General features: G+C 65.3%; 10 protein-coding genes. 1 reads left to right on the plus strand and 9 read right to left on the minus strand.

From position 1 onward, the window contains the following. Positions 1–71 precede the first annotated feature (71 nt). On the minus strand, positions 72–1,379 hold the full coding sequence (gene hslU / locus AC2FMN_RS10070; protein ID WP_496683655.1) for an ATP-dependent protease ATPase subunit HslU: 1,308 nt from the start codon (positions 1,377–1,379) through the stop codon (positions 72–74). Positions 1,380–1,447: 68 nt separating this feature from the next. Further along, positions 1,448–2,005 (minus strand): ATP-dependent protease subunit HslV, encoded by a 558-nt coding sequence (hslV, locus tag AC2FMN_RS10075; protein ID WP_149774117.1) that lies wholly within the window; start codon positions 2,003–2,005, stop codon positions 1,448–1,450. Positions 2,006–2,202: 197 nt separating this feature from the next. Between hslV and AC2FMN_RS10080 the strand changes: the two genes are divergently transcribed. Continuing rightward, complete coding sequence (locus AC2FMN_RS10080; RefSeq protein WP_496687885.1) at positions 2,203–2,397, plus strand: DUF1127 domain-containing protein; 195 nt, start codon at positions 2,203–2,205, stop codon at positions 2,395–2,397. A 127-nt stretch (positions 2,398–2,524) separates the two neighbouring features. Here the strand turns inward: AC2FMN_RS10080 and trxA are convergent, their stop codons facing one another. Genes trxA through AC2FMN_RS10115 form a run of 7 tightly spaced genes read right to left on the minus strand, consistent with a single transcriptional unit; the run spans position 2,525 to position 12,886 of the window. Further along, on the minus strand, positions 2,525–2,845 hold the full coding sequence (trxA, locus tag AC2FMN_RS10085) for a thioredoxin (protein WP_490361043.1): 321 nt from the start codon (positions 2,843–2,845) through the stop codon (positions 2,525–2,527). A gap of 60 nt (positions 2,846–2,905) precedes the next feature. Further along, positions 2,906–6,265: a double-strand break repair helicase AddA gene (addA, locus tag AC2FMN_RS10090; RefSeq protein WP_496687888.1), complete on the minus strand. Its 3,360-nt coding sequence runs from the start codon at positions 6,263–6,265 to the stop codon at positions 2,906–2,908. Beyond that, positions 6,262–9,189: a double-strand break repair protein AddB gene (addB, locus tag AC2FMN_RS10095; protein WP_496687891.1), complete on the minus strand. Its 2,928-nt coding sequence runs from the start codon at positions 9,187–9,189 to the stop codon at positions 6,262–6,264. Before addB ends, addA begins: the two co-directional genes overlap by 4 nt. Beyond that, on the minus strand, positions 9,182–9,868 hold the full coding sequence (locus AC2FMN_RS10100) for a nucleotidyltransferase family protein (protein ID WP_496687893.1): 687 nt from the start codon (positions 9,866–9,868) through the stop codon (positions 9,182–9,184). The genes addB and AC2FMN_RS10100 overlap by 8 nt, the downstream gene beginning before the upstream one ends. Next, positions 9,865–10,869, minus strand: coding sequence for an aminoglycoside phosphotransferase family protein (locus AC2FMN_RS10105; RefSeq protein ID WP_496687896.1), 1,005 nt, complete (start codon positions 10,867–10,869; stop codon positions 9,865–9,867). Before AC2FMN_RS10105 ends, AC2FMN_RS10100 begins: the two co-directional genes overlap by 4 nt. Beyond that, positions 10,866–11,336, minus strand: a complete 471-nt coding sequence (tsaE, locus tag AC2FMN_RS10110; protein WP_496687899.1) for a tRNA (adenosine(37)-N6)-threonylcarbamoyltransferase complex ATPase subunit type 1 TsaE — start codon at positions 11,334–11,336, stop codon at positions 10,866–10,868. The genes AC2FMN_RS10105 and tsaE overlap by 4 nt, the downstream gene beginning before the upstream one ends. 41 nt (positions 11,337–11,377) lie before the next feature. Continuing rightward, positions 11,378–12,886, minus strand: a complete 1,509-nt coding sequence (locus AC2FMN_RS10115) for a PAS-domain containing protein (protein ID WP_496687902.1) — start codon at positions 12,884–12,886, stop codon at positions 11,378–11,380. Positions 12,887–12,892 lie beyond the last annotated feature (6 nt).

Genomic DNA, 12,892 nt, shown 5'->3' on the forward strand with positions numbered 1-12,892 from the left:
CGCATAACGGAACCAGCGGCAGGGTCCAGAGACTTGGGTGGCGACAGACCGCCGATCTTCGGTGGGACCTGTTACAGAACGTAACGGCTGAGATCGGCGGATTTGGTCAATTCGCCCAAATTGTCATCCACGAATTGCGCGTCCACCACGATCTCGGCGCCGGCCTTGTCGGGGGCGGCAAAAGACAGGTCTTCGAATACGCGCTCCATGACCGTGTACAGTCGCCGGGCGCCGATATTCTCGACGCTGCGGTTCACCTCGGCCGCGATCCGGGCCAGCGCCGCGATGCCGTCATCGGTGAACGATACACTCACGTCCTCGGTGCCCATCAGCGCGGCATATTGCCGGGTCAGGGCGTTGTCGGTCTCGGTCAGGATGCGCACGAAATCCTCCTCGGTCAGCGCGCGCAGCTCGACCCGGATCGGTAGCCGGCCCTGAAGTTCGGGCAGCAGGTCCGAGGGCTTGGCGATGTGAAACGCGCCCGACGCGATGAACAGGATGTGGTCGGTCTTGACCGGGCCGTGCTTGGTGGACACGGTCGTGCCCTCGATCAGCGGCAGCAGGTCGCGCTGCACGCCTTCGCGGCTGACATCGGCGCCGCGCGCATCGGCCCGGGCACAGACCTTGTCGATTTCGTCAAGGAAGACGATGCCGTTCTGCTCGACCGCTTCAAGCGCGGTCCGGGTGACGGTTTCGTCGTCCAGCAGCTTGTCGGCCTCTTCCCCGATCAGGATGTCATAGCTTTCGGCCACGGTCATCCGGCGCTTGACCGTCCGCCCACCAAAGGCCTTGCCGAAGATGTCGCCCAGATTCATCATGCCCATCTGGCTGCCGGGCTGGCCGGGTATGTCGAACATCGGCATGGGGTTGGAATGGTCGGCCACCTCAAGCTCGATCACCGTGTCGTCCAGCTCGCCCGATTTCAGCTTCTTGCGGAACATCTCGCGGGTGCTTTCGCGCGCGTCCGCGCCAGCGATGGCTTCGATCACCCGGTCCTCGGCGGCCTGATGCGCCTTGGCTTTGACCTCGTCGCGCATGTATTCGCGGGTCTGGATGATTGCGGCGTCGGTCAGGTCGCGGATGATCTGTTCGACATCGCGGCCGACATAGCCGACTTCGGTGAACTTGGTCGCCTCGACCTTGATGAAGGGCGCCCGAGCCAGCTTGGCCAGGCGGCGGCTGATCTCGGTCTTGCCGACACCGGTGGGGCCTATCATCAGGATGTTCTTGGGATAGACCTCGTCGCGGATGTCATCGGGCAGCTGCTTGCGCCGCCAGCGGTTGCGCAGGGCCACGGCCACGGCGCGCTTGGCATCCTTCTGGCCGATGATGAAGCGATCCAGCTCGCTGACGATTTCGCGCGGGGTCAGGTCGGTCATGTGCTTTCAAATCCCGTTGTTTCGCGGGCAACCTAAGCATGGGGTGCGGAAACACAAGGCGGAGCCCGTTATTTCGTGATCCGCTCCACGGTGAGGTTGCCGTTGGTGTAGACGCAAATATCGGCGGCGATCGCCATTGCGTCGCGGGCCACCTGTTCGGCGCTCTTGTCGCTGTCCATCATCGCCCGCGCCGCCGCCAGAGCGAAATTGCCGCCCGACCCGATCGCGGCCACGTCATGTTCGGGCTCCAGCACGTCGCCCGCCCCGGTGATCACGAACATGTCCGCCCCGTCGGTGACGATCAGCATCGCCTCGAGCTTTTGCAGATACTTGTCGGTGCGCCAGTCCTTGGCCAGCTCGACCGAGGCGCGGGCCAACTGGCCCGGTGTCGCCTCAAGCTTGGCCTCGAGCCGTTCCAGCAGGGTGAAGGCATCCGCCGTCGATCCGGCGAAGCCGGCGACGATCTCGAACCCGCCGGGCGACAGGCGGCGCACCTTGCGGGCGGTGCCCTTGATCACGGTCTGGCCCAAGCTGACCTGCCCGTCACCCGCAATGACGACCTCGCCGCCCTTCTTGACGCCGATGATCGTGGTGCCATGCCATCCGGGAAAGTCGTTCTCAGCCATCCAAGCCTCCGTATCCGTTGCCGACCTATATGGGCCGGGCGGGCGATCCGCGCAACCCGTTCTCAAACTGCCTAAAAGATATGCAATCTATGCATCACGGGGTTGTCGGACCAGCAATTGTGAGTCGCCCCCGGCAGGACTAGATGGGGCCTGCAACCGACATTGGATCGGCTGCTTCAGTTGAAGGAATGCGCAAAATGGCAACCACCGCAAACATCCATGCGCCGCTCGGAGCAGCTACCATCCTGCACGTAGTGGACGCTTTCATCCGCGTCTATGACTCGGTTGTTGAATGGAACACCAGCCGCAAGACCCGCAAACTGTTGTCGCGCCTGAGCGACGAACAGCTGGACGACATCGGCCTGACCCGCGCCGACATCGCCAAGATCTGAGCGGCACGCAAAGTTATCTCCCCAGAAAGGGCCGTCCGAAATTTCGGGCGGTCTTTTCTTTTGTCCGGTATGGCCACAAAAAAGGCGCCCTTGGCGGGGCGCCTTGTGTCCTTGGGATCCGGTGGGATCAGATCGATTCTTCGATCCAGCTTTGCAGGGCGGCCTTCGGAGCAGCACCCGCGCGGTTCGAAACCACCTGACCATTCTTGAAGATGAACAGCGCCGGAATGCCGCGCACGCCCATGGCCGCGGCCGAGTTGGGGTTGCTGTCCACGTCGACCTTGGCGATCTTGATCTTGTCGCCGTATTCGGCCGCCAGCTCTTCCAAGGCGGGGCCGATCTGCTTGCAGGGGCCGCACCACTCGGCCCAGAAATCCACCACGACGGGGACGTCCGAGTTCTTGACTTCGGCGTCAAAGGTTTCGTCGGTTACGGCTACGGTCGACATATTCTGTCTCCTGAATGACATGCGCTTGGGAGTAGAACGTAGGTGTCCCCAAGAGGGAGGTCAAGATATCTGGGCACGCCCCAAGGCCTCCGTCACAAGATCGTGTGGCAGCCACATCAGACGTGCCGTCCGGGTCCACAGGATCGCGGTGCGGATCTCGCGACCGGGATAGATCTGCGACAGCGCGGCGGCATAGGCGCCCATCTGGCGCAGCAGGCCCTCGGGGCAGGTCTCGGCCCGATCGGGAACCGTAGCGTTCGATTTGAAATCAATGACTTGCACCACGTCATCCGTCACGATCAACCGATCGATCACCCCGTGGATCCGACGACCGTCCAGAGTGGCCGAGACGGGCACCTCTGCCAACGCGGCCGGGGCAAAGACGGGGGCCAGGTCCGGCGCCGTCAGCACGCCCGACGCCTCGGCCAGAAGGTCGCTGCGGTCGCCGTCCTGCATATCGGGCAGAAGCCGGGCGCAGAGCTGATCCCACCGGTCGCGCGGCGCCTCGGCCAGATGTTCGAGCAGCAGGTGCAGGCGGGTGCCGCGCAGCTTGGCGGCCTCTTCCTCAAGCCCGGTCTCGCCCGGCAGGGCCTTGGCCCCGCCCAGATCGGACGGGCTGAGCGTTTCGGGATCGGGTATCGGCTCGGATGCGGGCCGGTGAAACAGGTCCGGTAGGATCTCCTGCGCCGGTTCCGGGGTCGGGCGATGGTCCAGTGGCAGACCCTCCCAATCGCCATGCGCCAGACGGCGGATGCCGGTGCCGGGGATCTCGGTGGCCCCTGCCCGGCCCATCGCCTCTTCGACCAGTTGGTACCAGCTGGACCCGTCCTTGCCCAGATCGCCGGCAGCCGCCACGATCAGCCATTTCTCGGCCCGGGTCAGCGCGACGTACAGCAAACGCAGCCGCTCGTTTTCCTCGCGTTGGCGCGCGTCTTCGCGGGCACGGGCAATCAGGTTCGGCGACAGGTCGGCGGGCACCTTCCACAGCGGCGTTCCGTCGGCGACCATGATCTCGGCATCGCGGGGCGGCTGCCGCTTGCCGGTGTCCGGCAGGATCACGACCGGCGCCTCCAATCCTTTCGAGCCATGTACCGTCATCACCCGGATCATGTCGCCCACGCCGGTCATCTGGCGCTTGATCTCCAGGTCATCGGTCTGCATCCAGACCAGGAAACCGGTAAGGCTGGGAATATCTGACCGCTCATAAGCTAGCGCCTGCGACAGCAGCGCGTTGATGCCGTCCTCGGCCTCGGCGCCCAAACGGCCCAACAGTTTGCGGCGGCCGTCATGGCGGGTCAGCACCCGTTCGATCAGGTCATAGGGGCGCAGAAAGTCCACCTGCCCGCGCAGATCGTTCAACACAGCCAGCGTTTCGGGAAAATCCCCGGCGCGTTGGCGCAGCGCCGCCCACAGGTACTTTTCCTGTCGGCGATGAGCGAGGTCGAACAGCATCTGCTCGGACCAGCCGAACAGCGGCGATTTCAATACCGTGGCCAGCGAGAGGTCATCCTCGGGCGTGGCAAGGAAACTCAGCAGTGCGGCCAAATCCTTGACCGCAAGTTCCGCGCCCACCTTCAGCCGGTCGGCCCCCGCGATCGGCAGACCCTGGGCCTTGCAGGCGCGGATAATCTCGGCGAACAGGTCCGAGCGGCGCTGCACCAGGATCAGAAAATCCCCCGGCCGCACCTTGCGGCGCACGAATGTACCGCGCGTGGGGCCGTCTTCGGGGATGGTTTCGCCGGCGTCGATCATGGCCTTGATGCGCGCGGCGATCCGGTTGGCCAGGATCACCGTGTGATGCTGCGACGCGGGCCGATCGACCGGGTCGGTCCAGTCGCCCTCGTCCGCGTCCTCGACCTTTTCCACCACCGGCCACAGATCGACCCGGCCCGGCAGATCGGCCTTGAAGGCGCGGTGCTGGGACTCTTTCTGAAACCCCGCCTCGGCGCGGTTTTCGAACAGGATATCGACCAGCGAAAGGATGGCGCTGGAGGAGCGGAACGAATATTCCAGCGTCCAATCCCACAGTTTAGAGCCTGATTCGTGCAATTTCCGCCCAAACTCGGCTTGCATCCGGTCAAAGGCCTGCGGGTCGGCCCCCTGAAAGGAATAGATCGATTGTTTCTTGTCGCCGACCACGAAGATCGTGCGCTCAACCCCGGACCGTGCGCCCTCGCCGCTGGTGAATTCCTGTGCCAGTTTCTCGACCACATCCCATTGATCAGGGCTGGTGTCCTGCGCCTCGTCCACAAGGATGTGGTCGATCCCGCCATCCAGCCGGTACAGCACCCAAGCGGCCACCGCCGGGTCGTTCAGCAACAGGCGCGCGCGCAGGATCAGGTCGTCGAAATCCAACCAGCCGCGCAGTTGCTTGCGGCGCTCGTATTCCGGCAGGAACGCCGCCGCGAAGCGGTGCAGCACCATGGATTTGCGCGCGGCTGCCAGCGCCAGACGCCCTTCCCGCGCGGCCTCGACCCGCCGCATCAGCGACTCGAGCGGAACCATCTGCCCTGCCAGGACCCCCTCGCGCAGCGCTTTGGTGGGAAAATTGCCGATCTTGGCGGTAAAGGGCTCTTTGGCGGATTTTCCGGTCAGGAACACGTCTTCCAGCACCGGCAACTGACCCAGGGCGGGTTCGGTGAAGCCCGACAGTTTCTCGGCCGCCTTGGCGTCGGTCTTGCCGCCGCCCGCCAGCGCCGGAAGGATCGACCGGATCAGCTCGGCCTCGCCGCCCAGAAACACCTGCGCCAGCAGCGTGTCCTCGTCGAACCCCTCGGGCAGGCCAAAACGGGCCAGCAGGTCGGGCCATTGCAGCGCGGGCTTGAACAGGGTGCGCTTCTGGGCGATCGCGGCGGTCAGCTTGTCAAAGCCGGTATCGGTGATATAGCGGGCCACATCCTCGATCAGGCGGGCCTGTGGGCCTTCGGCAAAATCCTCGACGATTTCCTCTCGCAGAAGGGCCGCGGCGCGGTCTTCCATCTCGGAAAACTGCGGGCTGACCCCGGCCTCCAGCGGGAACCGCCGCAGCAGCGAGGCGCAGAACGAGTGGATCGTCTGGATCTTCAACCCGCCCGGCGTTTCGATGGCACGCGCGAACAGGGTGCGGGCACGGGCCAGGCGGTCGGGGTCGATCACACCTTCGACGCCCAGTTCGGTCAGTTGCCGCAGCAACGCCGCGTCGTCCAGCATCGCCCATTCGCCCAGCCGCTTGAACAGGCGGTTCTGCATCTCGCTGGCGGCGGCCTTGGTGTAAGTCAGGCACAGGATGTGCTGCGGCTGTACACCATCCAGCAGCAGCCGCGCCACGCGATCGGTCAGAACCCGCGTCTTGCCCGAGCCCGCATTGGCCGCCAGCCAGGTCGACGCATCGGGCCGCGCCGCCTGAACCTGCCGTTCGGTCGCTTCGTCGCGCGGGGTCATGTCAGATCCTCGGGCTTGGTTTCGGCGGTGCGGTCCCATTCGCCGAACCGCGCCAGGTGGTCATAATCGCCCACGTCGCTGTCCTTGTGCATCATCCGGCGCGAAGAAAACCCCTGATCAGGCTCTAAATAAGCAGAAATCAGCTCTTTCAGCTCGGCCAGAACCTTGTCGGGCGGCTCTTTTTCCAAGGGTGCCGGGACCTCTTTGTAGGTGCCGCCCATACCGATGAACACGGCGCTGGCCACGGCCATCGGGTCAAAGCCGTCGATCCCGCCCTGCTCGGCCATCGCGGCCTCGATCAGCAGCTGTTTGTCGAACTTGGCCTGCTGCGATTCCGAGGGTGGCGTGCCGGTCTTGTAGTCGATGATGGTCAGGGCGCCGCGGCTGTTGCGGTCGATCCGGTCGGCGCGGCCATTGAGGGTGAACCCAAGCGGTTCCAGCGTCAGGCGCATCTTGGCCTCGAACGCGATCGGGCCGCCGTCGCTGCGGCGGCTGATCTCGGCGCGCAGAAAGTCGTCTGCGATCCGCTCCAGCCGCGCCAGCCACAGTTTTCGGGTGGTAGGCCAGGCGACATGCTGATCCAGAAGCGCCTCGGCCCGTTTCAGGAAATTGTCGCGGGTCAGCAGCGCGCCGTCCAGCACGCTGTCCTTGACGAAATGTTCCAGGATCTCGTGGACCACGATACCGCGCAGCAGGGCGTCGGGCGCCTGCACCAGCGGGTCCAGCGGTTTCAGGCGCAGGACGTGCTTGGCATAAATCGCATAGGGGTCGCGGATCAGCTTCTTGATCTCGGTCACCGACAGGCGGCGCGGGCGCGCGGCCGCCGGCGGGCGCGGTGAAGGACGCGGTGCGGCGGCGATCCGGGGCGCCTGTTCCAGCATCTCGGACCAGCGCAGCCATGTCTTGCCCCGGTCGCGCATCTGTTCAAGCGCCGCGCGGCCGCCTTGATCCGGCAGGCCCTGCAACAGGTTGGTCAACCGGTTCAGCCAGCGTGACGGCACGGTTTCGGCATCATCCGAGCGCACCGCGCGGGTCAACCAGACCTCGGGCGCGCCGATGGCCTGCTGGAAATCATGGGCCGACAGGCCGATGCGCCGTTCCGGCAGCAGCAGGCCGGCACGGTCGCGCATCTGGCGGTTCAACCACGGGTCGGGCGCGGGGGCCTCGGGCCAGCTGCCCTCGTTCAGCCCGCCCAGAATCAGCAGGTCGGCATCCTGCACGCGCGCTTCGAGCGTACCCCAGATCATGATCCGCGGGTGGGGGGCGTCGCGGTCGCGGACCTCTTGCCCGGCCAGCAGCGCACCCAACAGATCGGCGAAATCCAGCGCCGTCATCTCGCCGCCGTGCTCGGCCTCGTCCGCAAGGCCCGAGATCACCGCCAGAGCCGCTTGGCCTGCATTCTTGTCCCACAGCTCGCCCGCGCCGGCGGTTCCGGCGCCAGCAATAGTTTCGGCCAGATCGCGCAGGCGCTGCACCCAGTCGGTGAGCGGCAGGGTGCCGCTGATCTGCTGGTCGCAGAAATGGCGGATCAACCACTGGACCCACGCGTCGGGTATGTCTTTTTCAACGGCAAAGCCGGTCAGGCTGGCGCGGTCGGGGAAGGGCGGGCCATTGCGACGCAGGTGCAGTTCCAGATCGCGGCTATGCAACAGATGCGCGCCGCGGTCGCCGGCGCTGTGACACAAGGGGTGTTTCAGCAGGGTCAGCAGCGCCTCGGCATCCAGACGGCGCGCGAACAGCCCGGCCACATGACGCAGGAACCGGCCCGGCGGCGACAGTTGCAGCGGCAGGCCGGCACTGTCGTCGGGCAGGATGTTCCAGCGGTCCAGAGCAGCGCTGACCTGGCGGGTCAGCATCCGGTCGGGGGTGATCAGGGCAGCAGTCTGTCCGGTCTCGGCCGCCTGCCGCAGGCGCAGGGCGATGGCCAGCGCCTCGGCCCGCGGCGATTGCGCCTCGACCAGGGTGATGTCGCGCGTCGCGGCATCAAGATCGCGCAGCCGCGGGCCTTCGCTCATCCAGGCATTGGTAATCGGGGCCGGACGCAACGCCAATGAAACCAGACGGTTGCGCGCGGGCGAGGGGGGCTGGTCCGGGGTCCAGGCTGCGATCTGATCCGGCTCCAAGCCCAGTTCTGTCATCAGCTTGCGGAACCGGTATTGCGGGTGATCCTCCGAGGTCATTGTCGAATCCAACCGCTCCCAGACATGGGCGGGCTGGTCGAAATCGTACCCGGGCAGGATCAGCGCCCCCTGCGGCAGCCGCGCCACCGCTTGCATCAGCATCAGCGTGGTCCCGCGCGAGCCGGTGGACCCGGCCAGGATCACCGGGTGTTGCGGCGGCGCGTCCTGCCAGCGGGCGATCAGGTTTTCGACCACGCGGCGTTGGCGGGCCTGCACGTCCAGGCTGCCATCCTCGGTCTTCAGGAACTGGTCGGCGATGCCGATGAAGGCCTGCGCCCGTGCCCAATGGCCCGACAGGTCGGTCACGTCCAGCTGCCGGATCGCCTCGGGCGAGACGCCTTCGCCCTGCATCTCTTCGATCAGGGCGGCGAGGCTGTCGGACAGGTCGAACAGCGACGACCGCGCGGCCAGGTCCGGTTGCTGGTCGAGCAGGCGGGACACCAGTTGCGTCAGTTCCAGCCGTCGCCGCAAGGGCGGCACGGCGGGCGGCACCTGATCCAGATCGACGCTTTCGCCCAGATCAGTCACCAGCGAAATGCGGGGCAACAGGCAGGGCGGGCCCTGATCGAACAGCTCGCGCACGCGGCGGGCCATGCGGCGGGTGTTCAGCACCAGTTGTACGCGGGCCAGTGCCTCGGGCGGGCGGCCGTCGCAGCGCGCCCGCAGCCCGCGCACCAGTGCCTGCGGAAAATCCGCGCCGGGCGGCACTGCAAAGACCCGGGGGGTGGCGCCGGGTTCAAACATCGGCCAGCATCTCCTCGGCCAGAGCGATGCCTTCGGGGCGGCCGACATCGCACCAGCGCCCGGGATACTGCAGCCCGTACAGCCGTCCATCGCGCTGCATCCGGTCCCACAAAACATTGAGCGAGAACGCTTTTTCCGGAATGTCCACCAGACCGTCGGTCTTGAGGATCTGAATGCCGCCATAGACGTGACCCGGCCCGCGTGCAAGCCGGCCTTGGGGGTCGACATTGAAGTCTCCGGGGCCTGCATGTCCGATCGTCTGTGCGATCGGCACGCAGATCAACAGCGCGTCCATCCGCGCCGGGTCCCAGGCCGCCTGCAGCAACTCCAAAGGGTTGGGCCCGGACCAGATCGCATCGGTATTCATCGTGAATACCGGCCCCGGACCCAGCAGTGGCAAGGCTGCCCGCAGCCCGCCGCCGGTTTCCAGGATTTCCGGCTGTTCGTGTGACAGCAGAACACCACGCGGCGCCAAATGATCGGTCAGTTGATCGGCCATGTAGTGCAGGTTCGCGACCACACGGCGTGGCCTCACCGCATCCGTCAACTCCAGCGTATGGTCGATCAGCGGCCGTCCGGCCACCGGGACCAGCGGCTTGGGCCGGGTGCGGGTCAACGCGCCCATCCGGGTGCCGAAACCGGCGGCAAACAGCATCACGGCCTGCGGTCTTGCGGTCATGCGCCCCTCAGACGTGCCAGGTTTTCCGGGGTGGGTTCGGGCAGGGCCGAGCGCAGCAGGTCGGCCAGGGAAATCAACGCGGGATGTTCCAGATCGCGCATCAGATGCGCCCAGGTGGCTGGGATCAGATCGATGTAATGCGGCTTGCCATAGTCCATGGCCAGCCGGGCGAACACGCCGAGAATGCGCAGGTTCCGTTGGACGCCCAGAACGCTGTAGGCAGTGCGGAAGTCATGATCGTCCACGCCGGTGGACGCGATGTAGCGCTGGATCATCTGCATCTCGACTCCTGCCGGCACGGCGCGCCGGACATCCTGCAGCAGCGACACCAGATCATAGGCCGGATGGCACAGCATCGCGCATTGGAAATCCAGCAGGCCGACCCGGCGGACCCCATCGCGATCCTGCAGCCAGATCAGGTTCTCGGCGTGGTAGTCCCTGAGCGTCACCACCCGTGTGCCCGAAGTTTCCTGATGCAGGATGTCGGCAAAGCGGTGTTCGAACCGCGCCCGGGCGTCGGCATCGTGCCTGCCCAGAATTCCTTCCGCATATTTGGTGAAGGCCAGTGCCGACAGTTCGGTCATCAGGGACGGATCATAGCTGTCCAGCGCGGGCAAGGGGGCGGCGTGCAAATGCACCAGAACGTCGGTGGCGGCGTCGTACAACGCGCGCTCTTTCGCGGGCGCGCGTTCCAGCACCCGGGCGAACAGATCATCACCGAAATCTTCCAGCAGCAGAAAGCCGTGCTCGGCATCCTCGGCCAGGATTTCAGGCGCACTCAGACCGATGGAATTCAGGTAGCGGGCGACCTTGACAAAGGGCCGGACGTCCTCGCCCTTGTCCGGGGGCGCATCCATCAATACAACCGTCCTTCCCGTGTCGGGATCGGTCAGCCGCTCGTAGCGGCGGTTGGACGCGTCGCCGGCCAGCGGTTGGCGTCGTGCTCCGGACCACGGGGTCCGCCCCAGGAACGCCTGGATCAGGTCTGCACGGTTGGTCATACGGAAAACTCCAGCTTGTCAGCCCATTTCGGATCGGACCAGGACAGTGTCAGATGTCGCGTCTCCTCGTGGGCCGCGTCGGTTATTATCGTGACCAACAAGGCCGACTCCGGCCGCAGATCGCCCAGCTTTTCTGGCCATTCGACCAGACAGATCGCTGTGTCGAACGCCTCGGTCAGGCCCAGTTCGACGATCTCGTCGGCCGAGGTCAGGCGATACAGGTCGGAATGCCATATCTCTCCGGTGGCGCCGTCATAGACCTGAACTAGGGTGAAGGTCGGTGACGGAACATCCTCGGGGACCGGCAGGACCGACCGGATCAGGCTGCGGGCGAAATGGGTCTTGCCACTGCCTATGGGTCCGTCGAGCAGCACCACGTCGCCGGGGGCCAGCCGTTGGCCCAGTTCCGCCGCCAGGCGCGACGTCTTTTCGGGCGAGTCCAGGGTTATCGAAACAGGCGAATTCATGGCGCCACAATGGACGCGCCGCACCCCCGCTGCAACCCGGTTCAGGCCGGGATCTGCATCATTCCTCTGGCCGGGTTTTCCGCCGGTTCGACCGAGAAACGGACGATGGTCGCGCCGTTCTGGATCGGGGTCACCGTGCAGGATACGGGCGTCCCGTCCGACTTGCGGATTTCCGCGCTCCACTCGGCCCGGTCATTGCGCATTTCGATGAAGTCGCGAATTTCGCCCAGAACCGGAGTCGCCTGGCATTTTTCCTGCCAGCTGCGAATGAGGTCCAACACGGTGGCGGGCTGAAAACCCTCTTCGTCCGGGTCGTTCCAAAGCTGGTGATAAGCATGGTTGGTGAAGGCCAGAGTCCCGTCATCGGCGAAAACGGCGATCGCGTCGGCCAACTTGTCGAAGACCGACTGCATCAGGTCCATCTCGGACCGGAAGCGCCGGGTCAGGGTGATCTCGGCGGTGATGTCCTCGAACAGAAAAGCAACGGCGCCGTCGGGATGCGGGCGGCCGCTGACCGAATAGACCGATCCCGACGGCAGCGACCAGGTTTCCTGATAGTTGCCGCCTTCGGCCGCTTCGAGCAGGTCGTTCATCTGGCTGCGCCAGCTTCGATAGTTCTTGGGTTCGGGCATCATGTGCTGGTCGCGCAGCCTGTCGAAAAAGCTGGAAAGGTTGGGGCGGCAGCTGAGAAAGTCGGGCGGCAGCGCCGTCAGGTCGATCAGTGCAGGGTTGAACAGCGCCAGCTGCCGGTTGCGGTCGAAGATCGCCAACCCGATCGACAACTGCGCGAAGGTCTTGGTCATGGTCTGGACGAATTTGCGCTGGGCGGTTTCGGCCTCGACGATCGCGTTTACGTCGACGGCATAGTGCAGCATGCCCTCGTCCAGTTCGATCTGCGTCAGATCGAACCACAGCCTGTTGTCGTTGCCCTTGACCGGAATGGAAACGCGGGTCTTCCGTCCGGGCCGGGTTTCACCCGCGAGATCGGGAAACATGGGGTCGGTCAGGTCGGTATCGGGCCCCCGCACCTTGCGGGCCAGCGTTACATAGGCAGCGTTGCACCTGCTGACCCTGTTCGACCGGTTCAGAAGCCATACCGGATAGGGCGCCTTGTCCATGGCCAGGCGGATCGGGTCGCTGGGGTCGCGGCGAATGGGCTCGGGTGCACCGGCCCGGTCGCGCAGGCGCACCCGTACAATCCCGTCGATCCATTCGCACAGAACTTCTCGCTCGACCGTGCAGTCGATGGCAGACACCACCATGCTGCCCTGCTCGCGCACCAGTTCAGGAGACTCGGGAAAGGCGGGAAAGTCCCTCTGCAACAGGCGACTGAGATCGTTCCAGTCATTCACCGACTCGAATCCGGACAGGGCGATGTCGGAATGGCTGATCAGGCGATCGCCATCGAACAGAAACACCGCATCCAAAAGGGATTCGGGCGCCGACAGGCCCAAGCTGTCATCGCGGGGCCGGCGCCGCGGCAACAGCCACTGCAGCGCCAGGCTTGACGAGACCAGGCTGATCGCGGCCAGAATGATCCAGTCTGCCATATTCCG

This window comes from Ruegeria sp. BHSC037, from assembly GCF_059613045.1.